Source organism: Streptomyces sp. NBC_01476, from assembly GCF_036227265.1.
Taxonomy (GTDB): Bacteria; Actinomycetota; Actinomycetes; order Streptomycetales; family Streptomycetaceae; genus Actinacidiphila.
In genome coordinates, this window is the sequence record NZ_CP109446.1 from 4,633,024 (window position 1) to 4,654,510 (window position 21,487).

The 21,487-nt window shown below is 71.6% G+C and carries 20 protein-coding genes; 11 read left to right on the forward strand and 9 right to left on the reverse strand.

Features of this window, described 5'->3' with window-relative positions:
* Nucleotides 1-390: 390 nt before the first annotated feature.
* The 4 genes from rox to OG552_RS20245 all read left to right on the forward strand — a co-directional run bounded on the left by rox (nucleotide 391) and on the right by OG552_RS20245 (nucleotide 3,715).
* Nucleotides 391-1,875, forward strand: a complete 1,485-nt coding sequence (gene rox / locus OG552_RS20230; RefSeq protein WP_329134912.1) for a rifampin monooxygenase — start codon at nucleotides 391-393, stop codon at nucleotides 1,873-1,875.
* A 220-nt stretch (nucleotides 1,876-2,095) separates the two neighbouring features.
* Nucleotides 2,096-2,569 carry a helix-turn-helix domain-containing protein gene (locus OG552_RS20235; RefSeq protein ID WP_329134914.1) on the forward strand — a complete coding sequence of 158 codons (474 nt, stop codon included), beginning with the start codon at nucleotides 2,096-2,098 and terminating at the stop codon, nucleotides 2,567-2,569.
* Nucleotides 2,566-3,123, forward strand: coding sequence for a hypothetical protein (locus tag OG552_RS20240; RefSeq protein WP_329134916.1), 558 nt, complete (start codon nucleotides 2,566-2,568; stop codon nucleotides 3,121-3,123). Before OG552_RS20235 ends, OG552_RS20240 begins: the two co-directional genes overlap by 4 nt.
* A 214-nt stretch (nucleotides 3,124-3,337) precedes the next feature.
* On the forward strand, nucleotides 3,338-3,715 hold the full coding sequence (locus tag OG552_RS20245) for a DUF2516 family protein (protein ID WP_329134919.1): 378 nt from the start codon (nucleotides 3,338-3,340) through the stop codon (nucleotides 3,713-3,715).
* Between the two features lie 162 nt (nucleotides 3,716-3,877).
* Here the strand turns inward: OG552_RS20245 and OG552_RS20250 are convergent, their stop codons facing one another.
* Nucleotides 3,878-5,269: a PP2C family protein-serine/threonine phosphatase gene (locus tag OG552_RS20250; protein WP_329134921.1), complete on the reverse strand. Its 1,392-nt coding sequence runs from the start codon at nucleotides 5,267-5,269 to the stop codon at nucleotides 3,878-3,880.
* Between the two features lie 380 nt (nucleotides 5,270-5,649).
* Nucleotides 5,650-6,444: a class I SAM-dependent methyltransferase gene (locus OG552_RS20255; RefSeq protein ID WP_329134923.1), complete on the reverse strand. Its 795-nt coding sequence runs from the start codon at nucleotides 6,442-6,444 to the stop codon at nucleotides 5,650-5,652.
* Nucleotides 6,445-6,688: 244 nt separating this feature from the next.
* Between OG552_RS20255 and mshA the strand changes: the two genes are divergently transcribed.
* On the forward strand, nucleotides 6,689-8,029 hold the full coding sequence (gene mshA, locus OG552_RS20260; protein WP_329140961.1) for a D-inositol-3-phosphate glycosyltransferase: 1,341 nt from the start codon (nucleotides 6,689-6,691) through the stop codon (nucleotides 8,027-8,029).
* 60 nt (nucleotides 8,030-8,089) lie between these two features.
* Entirely contained in the window at nucleotides 8,090-8,626 is a 537-nt protein-coding gene (locus tag OG552_RS20265) for a YbjN domain-containing protein (RefSeq protein WP_443070982.1), read from the forward strand.
* Nucleotides 8,627-8,719: 93 nt separating this feature from the next.
* Here OG552_RS20265 and OG552_RS20270 read toward each other — a convergent pair whose 3' ends face one another.
* A complete protein-coding gene (locus tag OG552_RS20270; RefSeq protein WP_329134927.1) occupies nucleotides 8,720-10,009 on the reverse strand; it encodes an MDR family MFS transporter in 1,290 nt (429 codons plus the stop codon).
* A gap of 92 nt (nucleotides 10,010-10,101) precedes the next feature.
* Between OG552_RS20270 and OG552_RS20275 the strand changes: the two genes are divergently transcribed.
* The 3 genes from OG552_RS20275 to OG552_RS20285 all read left to right on the forward strand — a co-directional run bounded on the left by OG552_RS20275 (nucleotide 10,102) and on the right by OG552_RS20285 (nucleotide 12,516).
* A complete protein-coding gene (locus OG552_RS20275) occupies nucleotides 10,102-10,860 on the forward strand; it encodes a phosphoglyceromutase (RefSeq protein WP_329134929.1) in 759 nt (252 codons plus the stop codon).
* A gap of 285 nt (nucleotides 10,861-11,145) precedes the next feature.
* On the forward strand, nucleotides 11,146-11,901 hold the full coding sequence (locus tag OG552_RS20280; protein WP_329134931.1) for a class I SAM-dependent methyltransferase: 756 nt from the start codon (nucleotides 11,146-11,148) through the stop codon (nucleotides 11,899-11,901).
* A 237-nt stretch (nucleotides 11,902-12,138) separates the two neighbouring features.
* A complete protein-coding gene (locus OG552_RS20285) occupies nucleotides 12,139-12,516 on the forward strand; it encodes a DUF2283 domain-containing protein (RefSeq protein ID WP_329140963.1) in 378 nt (125 codons plus the stop codon).
* A 67-nt stretch (nucleotides 12,517-12,583) separates the two neighbouring features.
* Here OG552_RS20285 and OG552_RS20290 read toward each other — a convergent pair whose 3' ends face one another.
* The 4 genes from OG552_RS20290 to OG552_RS20305 form a co-directional block, all read right to left on the reverse strand.
* Nucleotides 12,584-13,093, reverse strand: coding sequence for a DUF4760 domain-containing protein (locus tag OG552_RS20290; protein WP_329134933.1), 510 nt, complete (start codon nucleotides 13,091-13,093; stop codon nucleotides 12,584-12,586).
* 37 nt (nucleotides 13,094-13,130) lie between these two features.
* Entirely contained in the window at nucleotides 13,131-13,373 is a 243-nt protein-coding gene (locus tag OG552_RS20295) for a hypothetical protein (protein WP_329134934.1), read from the reverse strand.
* A 351-nt stretch (nucleotides 13,374-13,724) separates the two neighbouring features.
* Nucleotides 13,725-15,188 (reverse strand): FAD-dependent oxidoreductase, encoded by a 1,464-nt coding sequence (locus tag OG552_RS20300; RefSeq protein ID WP_329134937.1) that lies wholly within the window; start codon nucleotides 15,186-15,188, stop codon nucleotides 13,725-13,727.
* Between the two features lie 87 nt (nucleotides 15,189-15,275).
* Nucleotides 15,276-15,731 carry an anthrone oxygenase family protein gene (locus OG552_RS20305; protein ID WP_329134939.1) on the reverse strand — a complete coding sequence of 152 codons (456 nt, stop codon included), beginning with the start codon at nucleotides 15,729-15,731 and terminating at the stop codon, nucleotides 15,276-15,278.
* A gap of 130 nt (nucleotides 15,732-15,861) precedes the next feature.
* On the opposite strand from OG552_RS20305, the gene OG552_RS20310 reads away from it, so the two are divergent.
* A complete protein-coding gene (locus OG552_RS20310; RefSeq protein ID WP_329134941.1) occupies nucleotides 15,862-16,596 on the forward strand; it encodes a TetR family transcriptional regulator in 735 nt (244 codons plus the stop codon).
* Nucleotides 16,597-16,708: 112 nt separating this feature from the next.
* On the opposite strand, the gene OG552_RS20315 is transcribed toward OG552_RS20310, so the two are convergent.
* Complete coding sequence (locus tag OG552_RS20315) at nucleotides 16,709-17,776, reverse strand: alpha/beta hydrolase (RefSeq protein WP_329134943.1); 1,068 nt, start codon at nucleotides 17,774-17,776, stop codon at nucleotides 16,709-16,711.
* A 178-nt stretch (nucleotides 17,777-17,954) separates the two neighbouring features.
* Here OG552_RS20315 and OG552_RS20320 point away from each other — a divergent pair, with 178 nt between their 5' ends.
* Entirely contained in the window at nucleotides 17,955-18,413 is a 459-nt protein-coding gene (locus OG552_RS20320) for a MarR family winged helix-turn-helix transcriptional regulator (protein WP_329134944.1), read from the forward strand.
* Here the strand turns inward: OG552_RS20320 and OG552_RS20325 are convergent.
* On the reverse strand, nucleotides 18,400-21,063 hold the full coding sequence (locus tag OG552_RS20325) for a right-handed parallel beta-helix repeat-containing protein (RefSeq protein ID WP_329134945.1): 2,664 nt from the start codon (nucleotides 21,061-21,063) through the stop codon (nucleotides 18,400-18,402). The two genes, OG552_RS20320 and OG552_RS20325, sit on opposite strands and share 14 nt — an antisense overlap.
* Nucleotides 21,064-21,487: the final 424 nt, after the last annotated feature.

Here is a 21,487-nt window from a genome sequence, read left to right on the forward strand (position 1 = left end):
CACGCCGGTGTCCGCTGAGTTCCGCTCGCGGGGGCCGCGCCCCCAAAGCACGACCACGGAAAAGGGAGGCAATTCGCTCCCCGCCATGCTCAACGTATAGCGCACTGGGGGCCTTGCGGCAAGGCCCGGGTCGTGCCGCAGAATGGGCGGCCGAGGCCGGGACCTGCGGAAATGGAAGACTTACGAAGTAGGCGCGCATTCGTGTGCGTACGGGTCGCACGGGAACGGAGAACCGCCCACCGGGACTCCCACGTCCACCGCCCGGAGGGCCGTGGACCGGACGCCTGCCGAGCGGCGGACCCACCCGCGCAGTCCGCGCGCCCGCGCACCCCGGCCCCCGGCCCCCGGCCCCCGGCCGGAATTCAATCTCGTCGCACAATGGGGGATTTCATGATGGACGTGATCGTGGTCGGCGGCGGACCGACCGGCCTGATGCTGGCCGGGGAGCTGCGGCTGCACGGCGTGCAGGTCGTCGTGCTGGAGAAGCTGACCGAGCCGACCGAGCAGTCCCGCGGACGCGGCCTGCACGCGCGCAGCGTCGAGATCATGGACCAGCGCGGCCTGCTGGACCGGTTCCTCGCGGTCAGCGAGAAGTTCCAGACCGGCGGTCTCTTCGGCGGCATCGTCAAGCCATGGCCGGAACGGCTGGACACCGCACACCCGTACGGCCTGTCCACGCTGCAGCCGGTCACCGAGCGGCTGCTCAACGACCGCGCCCTCGAACTCGGCGCCGAGATCCGGCGCGGCTGCGAGGTGACCGGGCTGAGCCAGGACGAGGACGCGGTGACCGTCGAACTGTCGGACGGTACGCGGCTGCGCTCGCGTTATCTCGTCGGGTGCGACGGTGCCCGCAGCGTGGTGCGCAAGGGGCTCGGCGTCGGTTTCCCCGGCGAGCCCGCCAAGGTCGAGACGCTGCTGGGCGACATGGAGGTGACCGAGGATCCGGCGACGGTTGCCGCCGTCGTCGCGGAAGTCCGCACGACGCAACTGCGGTTCGGCGTGATCCCCAACGGGGACGGGGTGTTCCGGATCATCGTGCCCGCCGCGGAAGTCATCGCGCCCGCCGCCGATCTCGCCACGCCCGCCACGCCCGCCACGTCCGCCGACGCCGCCGAGGACCGTACCGCCGCACCGACCCTTGAGGAGTTCAAGCAGCGGCTACGCGAAGTCGCCGGCACCGACTTCGGCGCGCACTCGCCGCGCTGGCTGTCCCGGTTCGGCGACGCCACCCGGCAGGCCGAGCACTACCGGGTCGGCCGGGTGCTGCTGGCCGGCGACGCGGCGCACATCCACCCGCCGACCGGCGGACAGGGGCTCAACCTCGGCGTGCAGGACGCGTTCAACCTCGGCTGGAAGCTGGCCGCCGCGGTCAACGGCTGGGCACCGGACGGGCTGCTGGACAGCTACCACGCCGAACGGCACCCGGTGGGCGCCCGTGTACTGGACAACACCCGCGCGCAGATCACCCTGCTGGGAACCGATCCGGGTGCGACCGCGCTGCGGGAGCTGTTCTCGAAACTGATGGACTTCGAGGAGGTGAACCGGTACGTGACCGGGATGATCACCGCGGTCGAGGTCCGCTACGACTTCGGCCGGGGGCACGACCTGCTCGGCCGGCGGCTGCGGGACCTGCGCCTCAAGCGGGGCCGCCTCTACGAGCTGATGCACGCCGGCCGCGGCCTGCTGCTCGACCAGACCGGGCGGCTCTCGATCCCCGGCTGGGCGGACCGGGTCGACCACGTCATCGACGTCAGCGAGGAACTCGACGTCCCCGCGGTACTGCTGCGCCCGGACGGCCACGTGGCCTGGGCCGGCGAGGACCAGCGGGATCTCCTCCCCCACCTCCCCACCTGGTTCGGCCCCCCCACCACCTGACCCCGCCCCCGCCCCCCACCCACCTGAGCCCTTCGCCCACCTGAGCGCGCGGTCGCCGGCCCGAAAGGCCGTGCCGCCACGGGCCCGCGAGCCGGACCCGACAGCCGCCACGCATATCCCGCGCCGCCGCGCTCAGGCTCCATGAAGCCCTCGCTTCCCGTGCGTGCGGTTGCAAGCAGGGTGCTTGCAAAAGTTAGCGGGAGGGGGGAAGGTGGGGGGCATGGGTGCGCTGAAGGTGGGAGGGCTCGGGGAGTTCCTGCGGGAGCAGCGGCGCGGTGCGCAGCTGAGTCTGCGGCAGCTCGCGGACGCGGCCGGGGTGTCGAATCCGTATCTGAGCCAGATCGAGCGCGGGCTGCGCAAGCCCAGTGCCGAGATCCTGCAGCAGCTCGCCAAGGCGCTGCGGATATCCGCGGAGACGCTCTACGTGCAGGCCGGGATCCTGGACGCACGGGAGCGGGACGCGCTGGAGGTGCCGGCGGCGATCCTGATGGACCCGTCGATCAATGAGCGGCAGAAGCAGGTGCTCATCCAGATCTACGAGTCCTTCCGCAAGGAGAACGCGGCGGTGACCGGCCACGTGGGGGAGAACGGCGGGCCGGCCGGTGGACCACACGGGGATGACAACGACCAAGTGACGGGGACGGACGGCCGCGCTGCGGCAGGTGTCCCCGTACGGGAGGAAGACCAGACATGACGATCACCGATGACATCGTGAAGAGCCTCCGCAACCCGACCCCGCTGTACGCGGTCGCGGGCACGGCGGATCTCGCCGCGGAGAAGCTGCGCGAGGTGCCGGCGCTGATCGGGCGGATCCGGGAGCAGGCGCCGGACCACATCGAGAAGCTGCGGGCCACCGACCCCAAGGTCGTGCAGGAGCGCGTCACCATCCAGGCCAGGGAGACCCAGGCCAAGGTCACCGGCACCTTCGCCGACCTCGACCTGAAGGAACTGCGCGACTTCAAGAAGATCGGCGAGTCGGTGCAGGACCTCGCGCTGCAGGGCGTGGGCCGTGCCGCCGAGTACGCGGTCAAGGCCCGCGAGACCTACGACGAGCTGGCCGTACGCGGCAAGGGCGCCGTCGCCACCTGGCGCGGTGAGGCCGCCGACGAGGTGGTGGAGATCGCCGCCGCCGTCGAGCCGAGCGCCTCGGACAAGCCCGCCGCCAAGGCCACCCCGTCCGCCCCGGTCAAGAAGCCGGCCGCGCGGAAGGCCCCCGCGAAGAAGCAGGGTGAGAAGGCGTCCGAGTAGCAGCACGCTCACGGAACGCACACGGGACCGGACGCAGACGGGAACCTGACGGGACCCGGACAGGGACCCGGACAGGGACCCTGATGGGAACCCGGCGGCATCACCCGTACGGGTCGGGCACGCACGGTGCGCCCGGCCCGTTCCGTGGGTAGGACCGGTACGGTGAGTAAACGGCAGGGGCGCGACCGGGCGCTACGACGAAGGCGGTGGACGCATGCTGATCACAGGGTTCCAGACGGCTCTCTCCTGGGTCTCCTGGGCGCTCTTCCTCTTCGCGGTGTTCGCGTTCGTGGATGCGGCGATCCGCCGCGAGGACGCCTACCGCGCGACGGGCAAGCGGACGAAGACGTTCTGGCTGGTGGTGCTCGGCATCGCCGCCGTGGTGATGAAGTTCCTGTCGATCATCTCGATACTCCCGCTGATCGGCCTGGTCGCCGTCATCGTGTACATGGTCGACGTCCGGCCGGCCATCCGCGAGATCACCGGCGCCGGTCCGCGCCGCGGCTTCCGCGGCATCCGCCGTGGCGGCCCCCGCAGCGGCGGTGGCAGCAGCAGCGACGGGCCCTACGGCCCGTACAACGGCCGCCGTTGAGCCGCGCGGGCTGAGCGGGAGCTGGGTTCAGCCTGAGTTCAGCCTGGCCTGGACCCGCGCGGAGCCTGGGCTGGACCCGCGCGGAACCTGGCCGGGACTTGACCTGGGCCTCGGCGGAACCTGGCCCGGACCTGGCTTGGACCCGGGCGGAACCCAAAAGGTTCAGCTCTCCCGCTCCAGCAGTACGACCGCCACGTCGTCCGTCAGCTCGCCGCCGTTCAGCTCCCGCACCTCCGCCATCGCCGCGTCCAGCAGCTCCTCTCCGGAGAGCCCCTCCGCGAAGAGCCGCGCCACGATCCGCACCATGCCGTCCTGGCCCAGCCGCTGGGTGCCCTCGCCGATCCGGCCCTCGATCAGGCCGTCGGTGTAGAGCATCAGGCTCCAGTCGCCGTCCAGCGGGACCGGGACCGGGGTCCAGGACGCGTCCGGCAGCAGGCCGAGCGCCGGCCCGCCCTCCTCGTAGGGGAGCAGTTCCGGCACCCCGCCGGGGCAGGTGAGCAGCGGCGCGGGGTGCCCGGCCAGGTAGAGCTGGGCGGTGCCGCCGTCCGGTGCGATGTCCAGCACGCACAGGGTCGCGAAGGTTTCCTCGTCGTCCCGCTCGTGCTCCAGGACCTCCTGCAGGGTGCGCAGCAGATCCTCGCCGCCGATGCCGGCGAAGGTCAGCGCGCGCCAGGCGATGCGGAGTTCGACGCCGAGGGCGGCGGCGTCCGGGCCGTGGCCGCAGACGTCGCCGATCATGGCGTGGACGGTGCCGTCCGGGGTGCGGACGGTGTCGTAGAAGTCACCGCCGAGCAGCGCCCGGCTGCGGCCGGGGCGGTAGCGGGCGGCGAACCGCAGGCCGACCGCGCCTTCCAGCAGCGGGGTCGGGAGCAGGCCGCGTTCCAGCCGGGAGTTCTCCTGGGCGAGCAGCCGGGTCTCGGTGAGCTGGCGCTGCGCGAGGTCGGCGCGTTTGCGTTCGACGGCGTAGCGGACGGCCCGGGTGACGGTGGCCGGGTCGATCTGGTCGCGGGAGAGGTGGTCCTGCGCCCCCACGCGTACCACTTCGGCGGCCTGGCCCTCGTCCGCGCCATCGGTGAGGACGAGGACAGCGGTGCCGGGGGCGAGCCGCAGCACCTGCCGCAGGTTCTCCACGACGTCGGGCAGGTCGAGCAGGATGCAGTGCACGTCGTCGGTGAGCAGGCGGCCGGCGGCGGTGAGGTTGCGGGCCCGCAGGATGCGGATGCGCGGGCCGTTGCCGTCCTGGAACCAGGGGGCGGTGAAGGCGTCTGTCGGGTCGTCGCCGATCACCAGCAGGGTCAGGGCGGTGGCGCCGGCCGAGTCCTGCCGCTGGCGGGGGAGGACCACGGCGGTACGGGCCTGGTCTTCGGTAGGGGGCCAGTCCTCGGTGCGCGCCCGGTCCTCGGTACGGACCCGGTCCTCGGTACGGACCCGGTCCTCGGTCCAGGTCCCGTCCTCGGTACGGGGCAGGCCGCTGTCCGTGGACAGGCCGGTGGGGCCCTCGGCCCCGGAAACGGTGGCTGAGGGCCGTTCGGTGTCACGCTCGGCAGCGGACATCAAGCGACTCCTTTGCTTTCCGTGCGCCCTGGGGCTGCTCACGTACCGTCTTGGTACGGACCTGCCGGCCGGGGGCTCAGTCAGGCGACCCTAGTGGTAACGGTGGCCGTTACGGGAGGCCCGCAAGCCGGTCGCCAGCGTCATATGCCATGGCCAGAGCGGGATTTCAGCGGCCATGTGCGGATCCGCACATGACAAACATCACGCGCGGAGGCCGCAACCTTGCCCCGGACGTCCCGAGGGTCGGCAAAGGCCCCGAATACCCCTCGGGGTCCGGTATGGGACGGCTTCGGAAGGCCGGATTCCGTGAACCCCCGAGGCCGCCCGGCCGCACCTCGCCGCCCGCACCTCACCGCCCGGCCACCGCCCCGCCCGCCCCCTCACCCCCGCGGCGCCACCGCCCCCCACGCCACCGTCACCTCCCCCTGCCGCCACCGCCCCGGCCCGTCCACCACCGGCCAGCCCCCCTCCCGCAGCTCCCGCACCGCCCGCACCCACCGCTGCCGTGCCCCCAGCGCGGAGAGCGGCGCCGCGGCTGCCCACGCCCGGTCGAAGGCGACCAGGAACGCGTGCACCGGCTCCCCCGGCACATTGCGGTGGATCAGCGCCTTGGGCAGCCGTTCGGCCAGGTCGGAGGGGCGGGACAGGGAGGCCAGCCGGGTGGCGAAGGTGACCGTACGGGGGCCTTCGGGGCCGAGCGCCACCCAGACGTGCCGCCGCCCGATCTCGTCACAGGTGCCCTCGACCAGCAGCCCGCCGGGCGCGAGCCGCGCGCACAGCCGCTCCCAGACCGCCGCGACCTCGCCCTCCCCGTACTGCCGCAGCACGTTCGCCGCCCTGATCAGCACCGGGCGGCGGCCGGCCGGCAGCGGGACCTCGAAGCCGCCGTGCCGGAAGGTGAGGCCGTCGCGGGCGTACGGCTGGGCAGCCGCGACCCTGGCCGGGTCGATCTCGATGCCGATCACCTCCGCCGCCGGGCGGACCCGGCGCAGCCGGCCGAGCAGTTCGACGGCGGTCCAGGGCGCGGCCCCGTAGCCGAGGTCGACGGCGAGCGGGTCGGCGGCGCCGCGCAGCTGCCAGGCGTGGGTGGCGGCGATCCAGCGGTCCATCCGGCGCAGCCGGTTCGGGTTGGTGGTCCCCCTGGTCACCACGCCGACCGCGCGTCCGCCGCTCATGCGACGAGGGTAAGCGCGGCCGGGCCGGGCACCCGTACCGAAGCGGCGGGCGCCCGGCCCGTACCGAGGCGGCGGAAGCCCGTAGCCGGGCGGACACCGGCAGGAAACAGCGGACGGCGACCGCGGCCGGCGACCGCGTAAATGGACACACCACGTATCGGTTCGGCGGATGGGAAATGGAATACAGGATTCCGATGTTGACCAGGGTTGACGAGGTTCGTACGGCTGCCGGAAGGAACGCATGGTGACGACGTACACGTCCCGGCTCAACGCGCTGCGCGCGGGCGGTTCCCACAAGCGGTGGGGCGGGGGACGGCGGGTGCGCCGGGTGGCGATGCTCAGCGTGCACACGTCGCCGCTGCATCAGCCGGGCACCGGTGACGCCGGCGGTATGAACGTGTACATCGTGGAGCTGGCCAAGCGGCTCGCCGAGCGTGACATCGAAGTGGAGATCTTCACCCGGGCCACCACCGGAGGCATGCCCTGCAAGGTGGAGCTGATGCCCGGGGTGTCCGTCCGCCATGTCGACGCCGGGCCGTACGAGGGCCTCAACAAGGAGGACCTGCCCGCCCAGCTGTGCGCCTTCACCCACGGCGTGATGCAGGCGTGGGCCGGCCACCGCCCCGGGCACTACGACTTGGTGCACTCGCACTACTGGCTCTCCGGGCACGTCGGCTGGCTGGCCGCGCAGCGCTGGGGGGTGCCGCTGGTGCACGCGATGCACACCATGGCCAAGGTGAAGAACGCCGCCCTCGCCATGGACGACTGCCCCGAGCCGGTCGCCCGGGTGATCGGCGAGACCCAGGTGGTCGCCGCCGCGGACCGGCTGATCGCCAACACCGAGGAGGAGGCCGGCGAGCTGGTACGCCACTACTGCGCCGACCCCGGCAAGGTCGCGGTGGTCCACCCGGGTGTCAATCTCGAACGTTTCCGGCCCGACCCCGGCCGCGCCGCCGCCCGCGCCCGGCTGGGCCTGCCGCAGGACGCGCTGATACCGCTCTTCGCCGGCCGGATACAGCCGCTCAAGGCCCCCGACGTGCTGATCCGCGCGGTCGCCGTACTGCTGGACGAGGACCCGGCGCTGCGCGACCGGATCGTGGTCCCGGTGGTCGGCGGCCCGAGCGGCAGCGGCCTGGCCAAGCCGGAGGCGCTGCACAAGCTGGCCGCGCGGCTCGGCGTCGCCGACGTCGTACGGTTCCAGCCGCCGGTGGACCAGGAGCGGCTCGCCGACTGGTACCGGGCGGCGACCGTCCTGGTGATGCCGTCGCACAGCGAGTCCTTCGGGCTGGTGGCGATCGAGGCGCAGGCGTGCGGCACCCCGGTGATCGCGGCCGCCGTCGGCGGGCTGCCGGTCGCGGTGTGCGACGGGCGGACCGGCTTCCTCGTCCCCGGGCACGAACCGCGCGACTACGCGACCGCGCTGCGGCGCTTCGTGGACCAGCCGCACCTCGGCGACACCCTCGGCGAGGCGGCGGCCCTGCACGCGCGCTGCTTCGGCTGGGACACCGCGGCGGCGGACACCGCCGAGGTCTACGCGGAAGCGCAGTACGACCACCGCCGTCACCTACGATCGGCCCACGCCTGACGCCCGCGGCCGGGACCCGGGGGCGGACGGCCCGCCGGCCGACAGGCACGGCTGACGCCCATGGCTGAGCAGGAGGAGACCGTGACCGCGCACGCTGACACCGACCCCGGGACCGCGGCCGGAGAGCTGGTCGAACAGGCGCTCCGGGAGGCCGAGTTGACGTGGGAGGCGCCGAGTCCTGGCACTTATGTCACCCAACTCCCCGGCACCCGCAAGCTCTCCACCACCTGCCAGTTGGTGGTCGGCCGGCACACCCTGTCGGTGAGCGCCTTCGTCGTCCGCCACCCCGACGAGAACAAGGAAGCCTTCTACCGCTGGCTGCTGGAGCGCAACATCCGCCTGTACGGGGTGAGTTACGCGGTGGACCGGCTCGGTGACGTCTATCTCACCGGGAAGCTGCCGCTCGCCGCGGTGAGCGTCGAGGAGGTTGACCGGCTGCTCGGCGCGGTGGTGGAGAACGCGGACGGCTCCTTCAACACGCTGCTGGAGCTGGGGTTCGCCACGTCGATCCGCAAGGAGTATGCGTGGCGGGTGGCGCGGGGTGAGTCCACCCGGAATCTGGCGGCGTTCACGCATCTGACGGGTGAGGAGCCGTAGGGGTCTCAGGACGGCGCCTTGGGTCGGCTTAGGTCGGCGTATCGGGTCGGCGCCTCGGGCCGACGTCTCAGGTCGGCGTCTCGGGCCGGCGTCTCAGGACGGCAGGGTGACCCGGTCCTCCAGGGGCGTGGCGAGGCCGGCGGGCGCGGTGCGTGGGCGGAGCAGCAGGTAGTAGCCGGCGCCCGCCGCCGTACCGACCGCCGCGCAGCCGATCCAGACCGCGTCGCCGCCCAGCCGGTCCAGCGTGAAGCCGCCGGCCAGCGGTCCGGCGAAGGCGGCGGCCGACCAGGAGAGGGTGTACATCCCCTGGTAGCGGCCGCGGGCGGTGGCCGGGGCGAGGTCGGCGACCACCGACATCGAAGCGGGCGCGTGCACGATCTCGCCGAGCGTCCAGACGACGACCGTGAAGGCGTAGAAGCCCACGCTGCCGGCGAAGGCGGTCAGGCCGAAGCCCCAGGCCAGCAGGCACGAGCCCGCCGCGAGCCGGACGCTGCCGGCGTGGTGGCTCAGAGCGCGGGTCAGCGGGATCTGCAGCACCACGATGACCAGGCCGTTGAGCGCGGCGACCAGCCCGAACTGCCGGGCCGACAGCCCGTGCGCGCCCATGTCGATGGCGAGGGTGGAGTTGCCCTGCTGCGCGACGCTGCCGAGCAGGAAGGTGAGGGCGACGACCCCCATGAAACGGCGGTCGCGGACCACATCCAGCAAGGTGATGGCGGCCGGGGTCTTCTCCTGCGCGTCGTCCCGCGGCGCCGGGGCCGCCAGCGTCTCCTTGACCTTGGCGAAGACGACCAGCGCGCAGAGCAGAGTGGTGAAGGCGTCGCCGAGGAAGAGCCAGAGATAGCCCTCGGCGGCGATGAAGCCGGCCGCCGCCGCGGAGACGCCGAAGCCGATGTTGATCGCCCAGTAGTTGAGGGAGAAGGCGCGGACGCGGTCCTTGGCGGGCACCAGGTCGGCGATCATCGCCTGGAGCGCGGGCCGGGAGGCATTGGCGGTCAGCCCGAGCAGCGTGGCGACGGCGGCGATCCCCAGCGGGTCGGTGACCAGGCCGAGGACGGCGGTGCCGAGAGCGGTGCCGACCTGGGCGGCGAGCAGGGTGCGGCGGCGGCCGGCCCGGTCCGCCAGCACCCCGCCGAGCACGGCGCCGCCCGCGCCGCCGAGGCCGTACAGGGCGGCGACCAGGCCCGCGTACGAGGGGGAGTAGCCGCGCTGCACGGTCAGATAGAGGGCGAGGAAGGTCACGACGAAGCCGCCGAGGCGGTTGACGAGGGTGCTGGTCCACAGCCACCAGAACTGGCGGGGAAAACCGGAGACGGTCTCCCGTAGTGCCCGTCCCGCTTGTCCTGCCTGTCCCGCCTGTCCCGCCCGCCCGGCAGCCCTCATCCGACGCCTTCCCCGTAATGACCGCAATCGCCTTGCGCAGATTACCTAGGGCGGCTGAGAGGCGCCAAGCCATTTCCATTAGGCTCAGGAGCATGGCTGCTGCTGCGTACAAGCTGATCCTGCTCCGCCACGGCGAGAGCGAGTGGAACGCGAAGAACCTGTTCACCGGGTGGGTGGACGTCAACCTCAACGACAAGGGCGAGAAGGAGGCGGTCCGGGGCGGCGAGCTGCTCAAGGACGCCGGCCTGCTCCCCGACGTGGTGCACACCTCGGTGCTGAAGCGGGCGATCCGCACGTCACAGCTCGCCCTTGAGGCGGCCGACCGGCTCTGGATCCCGGTACGGCGCTCGTGGCGGCTGAACGAGCGGCACTACGGCGCGCTCCAGGGCAAGGACAAGGCGCAGACGCTCGCGGAGTTCGGCGAGGAGCAGTTCATGCTCTGGCGCCGTTCCTACGACACGCCGCCGCCGGTCCTGGCGGACGGCACCGAGTTCTCCCAGTCCGACGACCCCCGCTACGCCGCGATCCCCTCCGAGGCCCGGCCGCGCACGGAGTGCCTCAAGGACGTCGTCAACCGGATGCTGCCGTACTGGTACGACGGCATCGTCCCCGACCTGCTGGCCGGCCGCACCGTTCTGGTCGCCGCCCACGGCAACTCCCTGCGGGCGCTGGTCAAGCACCTCGACAACATCTCCGACGCGGACATCGCGGCGCTCAACATCCCCACCGGCATCCCCCTCTCCTACGACCTGGACGCCGATTTCCACCCGATCACCCCGGGCGGCACCTACCTCGACCCCGAGGCCGCGGCGGCTTCCATCGAGGCGGTCAAAAACCAGGGCAAGAAGTAGTAACGCGACGCCTGTAAGCCCCCGACCCGCGGCATTCTCCGTGGTGCGGGGGCGTTCTTTTCCGCCGGGGCGTCCTCGGGCCGTGGTGCCGCATCGGGCAACACGTCCGCTGAGACGTGCGATGGCAAGGGGACCACGGTGCTGGACAGCACCCGAACCCATCCGAGGGGCAAGTGGCTCTGGACGCGGTCCCGCAACAGCGCTGGGTTTCGGATCGGGGACGACCTGCCACGGTTCTCACGAGGAATCCGCGCTGGTCGCGGGCCGCCAGCTAGCGTCGGCCCCATGACGTCGCCGAAGTATCACCTGGATCGGACGAGCGCTCAGTCGTTCGGCTCAGCCAGTGAGCACTACGACCGGTACCGGCCCTCCCCGCCGCACGCGCTCCTCGATGACCTGGTCGCGCTGCGGCCCGTCGAAGTGCTGGATGTCGGCTGCGGCACCGGCAAAGTCGCCGTTGAGCTGGCCGGCCGCGGGATACGGGTGCTCGGAGTGGAGATCGACGAACGGATGGCCGACCTCGCGCGTGGGCACGGGGTCCCGGTTGAGGTCGCGGAGTTCGAGTCCTGGGATGCCACGGGCCGCCAGTTCGGTCTGATCACGTGCGCTGACGCGTGGCACTGGATCGATCCGGTGAGAGGAAGCGAGAAGGCCGCAGCGCTGCTGCGTCCCCGGGGCACGCTCGCGCTGTTCTGGAGCTATTACCTCCTCGATGACGACGTGGCGGCGCTCTTCCAGCGCGTCTATGACGAGCACGCGCCGCAAGCAAGAACGCACAGCTACGAACCGCTCCAGGCACAGGGCGAGCCGTTCGAGTCCATTTCGGCGTTCGGGCCGACCGAGACCCGCACCTACCGATGGAAAGACACAGTGAGCGCCACGGACTGGGTAGGTCTCCTCGCCACGTTCAGCGACCACAGGGCCCTCACACCACAGCAGCTGGTCACCCTTCAAGCGGCACTGTGCAAGGCGATCGAAGACCTCGGGGGGAGCGTAGCGGTGTCACGCGGGGTGCATGCGGCGTTCGCACAGCGTCTATAGCGGTCATCCTTCGGTCTTATTTCAGTTACGAGTCCTCACACCCACAGTGAGGCTTTTCCAACCTGGCTGCGCGTCACTGAAATCGTCGAGGCCGTCCTGGCCCTGCACCTCGCCACGTCATGAGGACGGTTCGGCCCGAGGGACAAAGACAGTGCCGCTAGCAGACGACAGCAAGGGAGCTCGCTCGCCGTGGCAGACGTCAGAGTCACCTACGACAGGACTGCGGACGCAGCGTACGTGTACCTCACTGAACCGCAGGCCCTCGTTCGGTCCGCGCGCATGTATCCCTGCGATCCGGTGGACACCGACGCCATGATCAACCTCGACTTCGACGAACAGGGCCGCCTCATCGGCATCGAGGTGCTGGGGGCCAGTGCAAAATTGCCCAAGCCTGCTCCAGTCTGCGGAGCGACCGGACATCAAAGGCTGATGAACCGTCGGGCACAGATCCGGCGACGACCACGGTGCGACGTGCAGCACGTTGAAAAGGGCTCGGTGCCAGGCCCGGTCGGAGAGTGCCGGGTACTCGGGCAGCGTCCTGACGCTCCGCCCCGGCGTCCCGGAGCGCCGAGGCGCAGCAGTGCCGGGGAGTTCGTTCCGCGCTCGCATGCGTAGGGGTACGCCCTCGCGTCCATCCGTGATCAGTGGACGTACTCGACCAACGTCGCTGATACGAGGCTGGTTATTGGGTTAGCCGCCACAGCTTTTCGCCGGATCTGGCTTTCGACGGGGGTGTCTCTTTCACGAGGTGGTAGAGATTCTCGAAGTAAACCTGCCAGCGGATGGGATCCTGGTTGGCTGGATCTCGCTTCACGCGCTCGCCTCGGACGAGGGGTTCCATCTTCTCCCAGATCAGGATTACCGAGCCGCCAAGGTATCCCGAGACGGGTTCGACATCGACCAGGTTGTGCGCGACCAATGCTCCCAAGTTGTCGTAGAACCATGCGAGATCGCGGACGAGCCTCTGCTTTTCTTCGGGGAGCGCGTCGAGTCCTTGTGACAGATCGTAGGCCGGGAGTTCCCGGTAAACGAAAGCTCGTGCCGTGGTGAGGTGGTCGCTCCGATGCTCGCGGAAGAGATCGATGACAACGGGCAGAGCGTTGGAGTGGCGGGCGAGGGTGATCTGCCGGAGGGAAACCACAACAGAGACGACCACGGCCACAATGGACAGAACCAGTGCCGCTGTGTTCACGGTGTACCTGCCTCCCTACTGCGAGTGGGGGCCGTGGTCAGGCGGTGGGGGTGGGTGGGGGCTGCACCTTTCCGTGCATGGCGGCGCTTCCCTGCTTTCCCGGGGAGAGCATCAGGACGGCGTGATCTCCCCGGCCGCCCAGGAACGCCTCCTGGATGACGTACGGCGCGTCGCTGAGTTCGAATCGCACGGACCCGTCGTCGTACGCGGACACCCGTGCCCGGCGGCCCCCCGGCAGATCCAGCTGTTCGGTGAAAACGCGCTCACGCTTGTCCGGCATGGGTCCCCCCCGAGTGCGGCCGGTCGTGGGGCGTCACGCTACCGCGCAACGCGGCTCCGCCACAGGCAAAGCCGCCTTCTCGGACCAGGCGCTCGCGTTGGCGCAGGGCGCGTCGGAGCAGGGCCTCGCGGCGGGCGGACCTGGCGCTGTTGCAGGCGCAGGAACTCGCCGGGCGGGTGCTGGTGGCGCACGGGAACATCGACGGGGGTGCCGCGTCCGGCGCCTGGCGCGAGCCAGGTGTTCACCCTGCACGATCGCCGGCTCGGCCCTGAGCGGATACGCCGGACCGTGCTGCTCGAACAGGGCGGTGCGGGGTGGGAAGAGGGCAATGGGCGGATCGACGCGTGACCTTCAGGCGGTGGGGGCTTGGCGGGTGCCCGTGAAAGGGAAGGTCAGCCGGCGGGATTTCGCGGTGCCGGTGAGGGTGGGGCCGTCAAGGGTGGCGGTGCAGGTGAGCTTCAGGCGGACGGGGGAGGTGATGCGGGCGGTGAAGGTGAGGGTGCCGGCGGTGAGGGCGGGGTTTTCGATCGGGGTGCCGTCGAGGGTGCCGCTGACGGTCGGCGTCGTGGCCAGGACGAGTTCGGCCTGACGTTCGCCTGCCGGGGTGGGGAAGGTCAGGGTCCAGGTGCCGTCCGCGGTGCCGCGCCGCCGGTACACGGCGGCTGCCTGCTTGTACTGGTGGGCGGACGCCTTCTGGTCCGGGATGTCGGCCGGGTCGAAGGCCCCGAAGAACCGGTCGAGCGCCTCGTTGGCGCCGACGGCGAGCGGGCCGGTGCGGGCGAACATCGCCGTCTCGTAGCGGGCCACGGCCGCGTCCACGGTCGGCTCCTCGGCGAGCGCGTGGGCGAGTTCCGCGCCGTCGAGCAGCGCCAGGTTCATGCCGAAGCCGCCGAACGGGGACATGACGTGGGCCGCGTCGCCGAGCAGGGTGGCGCCCGGGGTGTGCGCCCAGGTGAGAGGGGCCGGCAGCACCTGGATCGCCCGGTTGGTGAAGGACTCGCTGTCGGCGATGAAGGGCAGCAGCGTGTCGGCCCAGCCGGCGAACTCACCGAGCAGGAAACGCCGTACCGCGGCGGTGTCGCCGAGGTCGACGCCGGCCGCGTGGTACCAGTCGAGGCCGGTCCGCAGGCCCACGTAGCCGCGGACCACACCGTTGCTGTTGCGCTGGCCGATGATGGCCCGGCCGTCGCCGCCGTTGGCGAACATGTGGCCGTCGCCCACGAGTTCGGCGATCCCGGGGTGGCGGCGCTCGACGTCGTCGAAGCGGATGTCGAGGAAGGAGACGCCGGTGTACCGGGGGACGGCGTCGGTCAGCAGCGGCCGGACCCGGGACCAGGCGCCGTCCGCGCCGATGACGAGGTCGCTCTCCACGACGGCGCCGTTGGCGAACTCCAGCCGGTGCGTCCCCGCGCCGAGTGCGGTCGCCGCGACCAGTTTGTGCCCCCACCGCACGGTGCCGGGGCGGACGTGTGCGGCGAGCAGCGCGCGGAGCTGGCCGCGGTCGATCTCCGGAGCGGCGGTCTCGTCCTCGTCGGGTACGTACGCGGCGAGGACCTTTCCGTGCCGGTCGAGCGTGCGCTTGGCCTGCCCCTCGGTACGGGCGAGCGCGGCGAACTCGGCGAGCAGGCCCGCGTCTTCAAGCGCGATCTGGCCGGTGTCGGCGTGCAGGTCGAGGGTGCCGCCGGGGTCGCGGGCGTCGACGGAGGCATCGGCGTCGTACACCTCGACGGCGAGACCGCGCAGTTGCAGGACGCGGGCGCAGAGCAGGCCGCCGGGGCCGGCACCGACGATGGCGATACGGGGGGTGGTGGGCATGGTGGTGCTCCTTCGGTGACATGGGTTCTGGGACGGTCGGGGAGGGTCGGGGCGGCGGGGCGGCGGGGCGCTCAACCGCCGTGCCGGCTAGGTGAGTTGCCGCGCCACGGCGGCCAGGAAGAACGCGAACGAACCGGCCGCGGCCCAGCTCCGTACGGTGTCCAGCCGTTCCCAGCGGTGCACGATCGCCCGCCAGTCGGCCGGCGGCGCGTCGGCCCTCCACTCCAGAATTCCCTCGTTGATCGGGACGGTGCCGCCGAAGGTGGCGACGGTCCAGACGAGGACGGCGGACAGGGCCACGCACTGGAGCGCGAAGCCGGTGCCGGAGGCGTTCCATACGGTGACCGCGATTCCGGTCAGGGCGGCGGGGACGTAGAGGCTCGGCACCACCACCCGCAGGGTTCTGATGAGCGCCTGGCGGAGCCGTATCTGCGGTCGTTCGTCCAGGGCGGCCAGTGGCGCGCGGACGCCGAACCGGACCACGAGCTCAGCGCCGGCCAGCAGACCGGCGAAGAAGAGGTTGACGCATTCGAGGACGTGCACGGTGATTCGCCCCTCAACAGCCGCTGCCGGGGTGGCGTCGCCGCGGGCACGGGAGCCGCGGCGATGTTTTTACGGCTACTGAAAAATTACGGTAGCAGAAAAAATGCTGCGGCCGGACTATCCTGTCGCCATGAGCGCGCGAACGGTGGACTGGTCGGCGGTGGCGGGCCCTTCCGATGCGCCGGCCGGCAAGGCGGAGGGCCTGCGGGAACGCAAGAAGCGGCAGATGCGCCAGCGGCTGTCCGACGTGGCGACCGAGATGTTCGTGGAGCGGGGCTTCGAGGCGGTGCGGGTCGCGGAGGTCGCAGCGGCGTGCGGGGTGTCGGAGAAGACGGTCTTCAACTACTTCCCGACCAAGGAGTCGCTGGTCCTGGACCTGCCCGAGGTCACGATGGCGGCGCTGCGCACCTCGCTGGCCGACCCGGAGGTCCCGGTGGTCACGGCGGCGGTACGGATCCTCGCGGCCGAACTCGGTGCGATGACGTCGTGGCTGGACCTGCAGGAGGACCCGGCCGAGGCGATCACGAAGGTGCAGCGGTTCAGTGCGCTGATCCAGGGCACGCCGGCCCTGCGGGCGCATCAGCGGGACATGACGGACCGGCTGGTCGCGGTGGCCGCGGAGGTGTTGGCGGCCCGGGCCGGCGCCGACCCCGCCGACCCGGAGCCGCAGATCGCCGCGACGGCCCTCCTCGGGCTCTGGCAGGTCCAGTTCGCGGCGCTGCGGAAGCACATGGACGCCGCCCGGACCCCCGACCAGGTCCGCGCCCTTGTGGCCGCCGACGTCCGCCGGGCGGCCGACCTCCTCACCGCGGGCCTCTCCGGCTTCGGCACCGCCGCCGACCGGCCCCACCCGCCCGCCGACTGACCGCCCCCGCCCGGGCCGCGCCGCGCCGACGGGTCGCGGGCGGTGCGGTGCGGTGCGGGGGCCGGTGGGAGGTGCGGGCGGGAGGGAGCAGGGGGCGGCCGCGTCGTGGTGGCTACGCGTCGTGCAGCGCCTTGCGCAGCGTGCTCGCCGCCAAGGCGATCGCCGCCTCCGCCGCGTACGTCTCGCGCAGCGCGTTGACCATGACGAAGTCGTGGATGATGCCCTGGAAGCGGACCGCGGTCACCGGCACGCCGGCGGTGCGGAGCTTGGCGGCGTACGCCTCGCCCTCGTCGCGCAGGACGTCCGCCTCGCCGGTGATGACCAGGGCCGGGGGGAGCCCGGTGAGCTGCTCGGTTGTGGCGCGCAGCGGCGACGCGGTGATCTGGGCGCGCTCCTCCTCGCTGGTCGTGTACTGGTCCCAGAACCACTTCATGCCGTCGCGGGCGAGGAAGTACCCGGTGGCGAACTGGTGATAGGAGCCGGTGTCGAAGGCGGCGTCGGTGACGGGGTAGAAGAGCACCTGCTGGCGGAGGTGGACGTCGCCGCGCTCCTTGGCCTGGAGGGTCAGCGCGATGGCCATGTTCCCGCCGACCGAGTCGCCGGCCACCGTGAGCCGGCCGCTGTCGAGGCCGTGGGCGGCGCCGTCCGTACCGATCCAGCGGGCGACCGTGTAGTTCTGCTCGATGGCGACGGGGTAGCGGGCCTCCGGCGAGCGGTCGTACTCGGGGAAGACGACGGCGGCTTCCGCCCCGGTGGCGAGTTCGCGGACCAGGCGGTCATGGGTGTGGGCGTCACCGAAGACCCAGCCGGCGCCGTGGATGTAGAGGACGACCGGCAGGGGACCGGTGGCTCCCTTCGGGCGGACGATGCGGGTACGGACACTGCCGGTCGGGCCGCCCGGGACGGTGACCCACTCCTCGTCGACCTCCGGCTTGGCGATGTCGCCCGACTGGACGTCGTCGACGGCTGCCCGGCCCTCGGCGGGCGGTAGCTGGTAGAGGAACGGCGGCTTGGAGGTGGCCTCCGCGAAGGCCGCGGCGGCCGGCTCCAGAACGGGCTGGACCGGGGTGTACGCGGTGGGTGCCGCGGATTCAGTGGACGCCGTGGGCCCGGTGGATTCAGTGGACGACGTGGACGACGTGGACGACGTGGACGACGTGGACGCCGTGGACTCGGACATGAGCTGCTCCTTCGCATCGCTGCAAGCGAACCTTGCGGGCATGACATTAGTACGCGATTACATCGTGCACAAGTTAAATGCCCCCACGCAGATCGTCCCCCAGTAAAGCCCCGGATGCGGTTACCCTGGTGGTCCGGCAACGCGGCCGCCCGGGCCGCACCGCGGGAGAGAAGGTCCGATGAGCGGCACGTCGCCCGAGGACGGACAGGAGTTCACCCTGCTCCTGGACGACCAGCTGTGCTTCGCCCTGTACGCGGCATCCCGCGCGGTGACCGCACGCTACCGCCCGCTGCTCGACGCCATCGGGCTGACGTACCCGCAGTATCTGGTGATGCTCGTGCTGTGGGAGCACGACGCGGTCGCCGTCAAGGAACTCGGCGCCGCCCTCCAGCTCGACTACGGCACCCTGACGCCGCTGCTCAAGCGCCTTGAGGCGAGCGGCCTGGTGCGCCGCGAGCGCCGCCCGGACGACGAGCGCTCGGTGCGGATCACGCTGACCCCGCAGGGCGCCGAGCTGCGCGAACGGGCGGCGGCGGTGCCGGCGGAGATCGGCGGCGCAATGGGCCTGAACGCCGGGGAGACCGAGCAGATCAGGGGCCTGTTGCGCCGCCTCACCGCCAACGTCAGCGCAGGGTGAATCCGTCGATCAGCAGGTAACTGCCGCTCTCCTTGGTGAGGGTCAGGGTGTGGGTGCCGGGTGACAGCCCGGTCGCGGTGAAGACCGGTTGCCGGGCCAGGCGGGTGGCGGAGGCGGCGCTGACCGTGCCGCGCGCCGCGCCGTCCAGGGTGACGGCGATGTCGCCCTCGTCGGAGTTGGTCTCGGTGAACGCGGTGATGCCGGTTCCGGTGAAGGTGATGGTCGCGGCGGCGCCGTCCGACGGGGTGTAGTGGACGCCGTCGTGCAGATCACCGAGGCCGCGGGAGCCGCTGGAGGACCAGCTGCCGGTGTACGCGACCCGCAGGTCGTCGTCGTCCACGGTGGCGCCGGGCAGGGTGCCCGGGCCGGCGGCGGCGATGATCGCGCGGGCGGCCGGGGGCCAGTCGCCGTCGGTCACCACGGTCGACTGCTGGAAGTCGATGGCGGTTCCGCTGTTGTTGTACGCCGCGGTGTCGCTGAAGTTGTCGTGGATCGTGTCGTCGTGGATGCTCGGCGTCCACAGATTCAGCCACAGCGAGCCGTTGGCGTAACGCACCACGTTGTCATGGGTGTTCCACAGCGAGCTGCCCTCGTCGTGGTAGATCATGTTGCAGCCGTCGATGCACTCGGAGAGCACGTTTCCGGTGAACTCCGACGGCAGCGCCTGCCCGCCGAGGGTGTAGACCGGGCCGCCGTCGAAGAGGACGCCCATCACGCTGTGCACGTGGTTGCCGACGACGTGGTTGTCCCCGGTGTAGGTGGTGCCGTGCAGACACGGCACCGGCAGGCCCTGCCTGGCCTGGAGGTCGCAGCTCGACGCCCAGCCCCAGCCCCAGCCGATGGAGATGCCGGAGTACGGGGTGTACCCGACGTCGTTGTGCGCGAGGGTCGTGCCGCGGCTGTGTCCGACCCAGATGCCGACCGCGTCGGAGAACTCCTGGCCCGGGGTCTGCACGATGTTCTGCGAGATGGTGTTTCCGCTGGTCATCAGGGCGGGCTGGGTCTGGTAGTAGTCGTCGACCTCGCCCACGGCGACCCCCGCGCCCGACAGGTCGGTGATCGTGCTGCCGGTGACCGTGGAGTCCTGGGTCTGGTCGGCGAGGTCGATCCCGCTGGTGCCGGTGTGCGTGACGACATCACCGGAGAAGGTGATCCGGGCGCCCCGGTGCACCTGGACGGCGGCCGGGATCCGGGTCGGCGCGAGGGTCCTGGGATCCCAGAGCACACCCGCCTGGTTGTCGACGTAGCCCAGTGAACTGGGCGCGTTCCAGGTCGTGTAGGCGAAGGTGAGACCGGAGAAGGTGATGTCGTGGACCGGGGTGACGACGTCCGGGACGACCGTGAAGCCGTCGATCAGCAGGTAACTGCCGCCGGTCTTCACCACCTTGACGGTGTGGGTGCGCTTGGCCAGGCCGGTCACCGACGCCAGCACCTGCTGGGCGAGCCGGTCCCCGGTCGTACTCCCGGTCACCGTCGAGACCTTCCGGCCGTCCACGTACACATCGGCGCCGCCCTCGTCGGAGCTGACCTCCGAGAGCACCTGGATGCCGGTCCCGTCGAAGGTGTACGAGAAGGAGTCGCCGTTGGTCTCGGTGTAGTGGACGTCCGCGCCGAGGTCGCCGTAGTGGCGTCCGCCCTGGTACGACCACGCTCCGGTGTAAACGGCGTGCGGGTCGGTGTCGTTGAGCGGTGCCAGGTGGCCCGGGGAGCCGGCGAGGTTCACCAGCTGCTGGACGGTGGGGAGTTCGACATCCGCGGTGGCCAGGTTCTCACCGGGGCGGGGGACGTAGAAGAGCCGGCCCTTGGCGCTGTCCAGGTAGAACTGCCCGGGCGTGCCGAGCAGTTGGGGTGAGTTCTCGATCCAGGTGATGTTGTCCAGGGTGGGCAGGCCGGCGCCGTTGAAGGGGAAGCTCGGGTTGGGGACGGCCGTGTGGTTGTCGTGCCAGCAGGTGGGGTCGACGGTGAGGTCACTGCCGCCGGACGCGCTCGGGGTGATGGCGGTCAGCGGGCAGCGCATCTGCTTCCAGGCGTTGTTCTGGACCACTTCGACGTCGGGGGTCTTCGGCCAGGCCGCGTACGAGGGGTCGCTGGTGGTGAAGCCGGTGGCGGTCGCGGTGAAGCCGCCGGGGTTCTTGGCGCCGCGGGCCCGGTCGGCCCGTACGCCGTTCACGAACAGCTCGCGGCTCTCGGTGCCGGCCGGGACCGGCGCGCTGTAGAGGTGCCGGGCGGCATCCACCTCGGTGAAGCCGGTGACGTGGACGGCGCCGCTGAGTACGGGCCGCTGCCCGGCGGCGGCGCGGTAGACCACCGGGTGGCCGGGGGTGCCGGAGTCCTGCGGGCCGAGGCTGAGCGGGCCGGTCAACCGGTAGGTGCCGCCCTGGAGTTCGACCACGACGGACCGGGCGGCAGCGGAGTGGGCGGACTTCGCGGCGAGCGTGCGGGCCCGGGTGTGGGCCGTGGTCAGACCGCACGGGGTGCGCGCGGTGCAGGCGGCGCCGTGGCCGGCCGGGGAGACATGGAGCACCTCGGCCGGAGCGGGACGGGGGTGGCCGTCGCCGGTATGGCCGGTATGCGCGGGCAGCGCGCCCGCACCGGTGAGGACGGCGGCGGCCGCGAGCGCGATGTGTGCGGTGAGGGTGCCGAAGCGCATGTGATCTCCATACGGACTACGGAGGGAGCCGGGAGCCGGATACATCCGATGAGTAGCGTGACGAGGAGATCGGCGTGGGGCAATACCCGTGCAGGGAGAGAATGTTCGGGGTGATCGACGCGGAAGACATCGGCTCTCTGTGCGGAGGCGCGGAGCTGCGGAGGCCGGGGGCGCGGGCGTGCGGAGGAGCTGCGGGCTGCCGAGGTCCGCAGCTGCCGAGGTCCGCAGGCGCGGCCCGGAGCGGCCGGCGGCGGACAGACGGAAGGGCCCCACCCGACCGAATCGGGTGGGGCCCTTCCCTCGCGCGGGTGGCGCCGCTTTCAGCTAGTGCGAGCAGCCACTGCACTGGCAGGGCGCGCCGGACTGGCAGCCACAGCCGCAGCCCGAGCCGCAGCCGCAGGCGGCGACCAGGGGAAGCGGAGTA